2 protein-coding genes and 1 pseudogene are annotated in these 1,659 nt (G+C 70.9%); 2 read left to right on the top strand and 1 reads right to left on the bottom strand.

Annotated elements, in window-relative coordinates:
- Nucleotides 1-41: 41 nt before the first annotated feature.
- Nucleotides 42-380, top strand: a pseudogene (locus ACNFOC_RS54080) (aromatic-ring hydroxylase C-terminal domain-containing protein); the annotation flags it as partial.
- A gap of 10 nt (nt 381-390) precedes the next feature.
- Complete coding sequence (locus tag ACNFOC_RS54075) at nt 391-762, top strand: DUF6479 family protein (protein ID WP_416966270.1); 372 nt, start codon at nt 391-393, stop codon at nt 760-762.
- Nucleotides 763-903: 141 nt separating this feature from the next.
- Here the strand turns inward: ACNFOC_RS54075 and ACNFOC_RS54070 are convergent.
- On the bottom strand, nt 904-1,659 hold a 756-nt coding region (locus tag ACNFOC_RS54070; protein ID WP_416966269.1), incomplete at its 5' end, for a sensor histidine kinase.

Below are 1,659 nucleotides of genomic sequence, written 5' to 3'. Positions count from 1 at the left end.
GGCGGCCGTAGCCCGTCCACCAGGCGGCGCACCCCGGCGACCGCGCCCCCGACGCCCCCTGCCTGGACGCTTCGGGCAACCCGGTCCGGCTCTTCCAGGTGTACGCGGACCCGCGCTTCACGCTGCTCGACTTCGGCACGGAAGTCGCGGACGCGGTGGGCAAGTTGAGGGCCGAGCACGAGGGGCTGATGCAGGCGTTCACGGTGGACGACGGCGGTGACCTGCGGGACCACGAGGGTCACGCGCGGCGGGCGTACGGCGTCACCGACCCGGCACTCGTCCTGATCCGCCCCGACAACCACGTGGCGCTGCTGACCCGAGACCCGGCCGAGGTGACGAGCTACCTCTCACAGATCACCACATTCCCCCCAAAAGAGTGATACTCGGAGTATGAGCATGGCAACGTATGAACTGCTGGCCGCGTCGCACGACACCCTTAACGTGGGCGCCGCCTTTCTCGGTGGCCTGGTGATCGCGGGCGCACTGGTCTGGGCCATACATTTCGGCATGAAGATCCGTGACCAGGAACTTCCACGGCCGCTCCCCGAGGAGCAGCCCCACCTCCCCGTCGGCGGCGCGGTCCACGAGATGCGCGAGATGCGGGAGCCCGACGAGATGCCCCTCGCCTCGGAGGAGAAGGAGCGGCTGATGCCGTACCAGCTCCACCACTCCGGGAGCAGAACGGGAAAGGAGCAGAAGCGGCTGCGCTGGCTGCCCGGGAGGAGCGGTTCCTTCGGCGGAGGCGGCATAGGCCACGTGTGACCACCGGGTGACGGTGTGGCCGCGTGACGGCGTGATCCCGTGACGGTATGGCCATGTGGCCATGTGACGGTGTGGCCGCGTGACGGCGTGATCCCGTGACGGTATGGCCATGTGGCCATGTGACGGTGTGGCCGGGTGGCTTCACGCCTCCGCGGCGGGCAGCGTCACCTCGAACCGGCAGCCGCCCGACACGTTCCGTACGGCGGCCCGCCCCTGATGCGCCTCGACGATCCCGCGCACGATGGCGAGCCCGAGCCCGGCGCCGGCCGGGGGTGTCCGCGCGTGCGTGCCGCGCCACCCGGTGTCGAAGACCCGCGGCAGATCGTCCTCGGGAATCCCACCGCATCCGTCGGTCACGGACAGGACGACCCCGTCCGCGGACCGCTCGGCGGCGATGGCCACCGTGCCGTCGGCAGGCGTCCGCCGGATCGCGTTGACCAGCAGATTCCCCAGCACCCGGCTCATCTCCTTGCCGTCGACCTCGACGGGCACCGGTTCGATCCGGTCGCCGACCAGCCGTACGCCGTGCTCGCGCGCGAGCGGGTCCGCACCGGCGAGGGCGTCGCCGATCAGGTCGTACAGGGACATCCGGGAGCGGGTGAGGGCGAGGGAGCCGGCGTGGATGCGGGAGAGTTCGAAGAGGTCGCCGACCATGTCGTTGAGGCGTTCCACCTCGGTGCGGATCTGGCGGAGGTAGCGGCCGGGGTCGGCGGCGACCCCGTCCTCCAGGGCTTCGGACATCGCGCGGAGACCGGCCAGCGGAGTGCGCAGGTCGTGCGAGATCCAGGCGACGAGTTCACGCCGTGACGACTCCAACGCCCGCTCGCGGTCGCGGGATTCGGCGAGCTTGGCGCTGGTGGCGGCCAACTCGCGGCTGACGTCGGCGAGGTCTGCGGG

It is taken from the genome of Streptomyces colwelliae (assembly GCF_048158785.1).
Taxonomy (GTDB): domain Bacteria; phylum Actinomycetota; class Actinomycetes; order Streptomycetales; family Streptomycetaceae; genus Streptomyces.
Note: the sequence above shows the minus strand (reverse complement) of the source record. Positions and strands in the feature narration are given on the sequence as shown.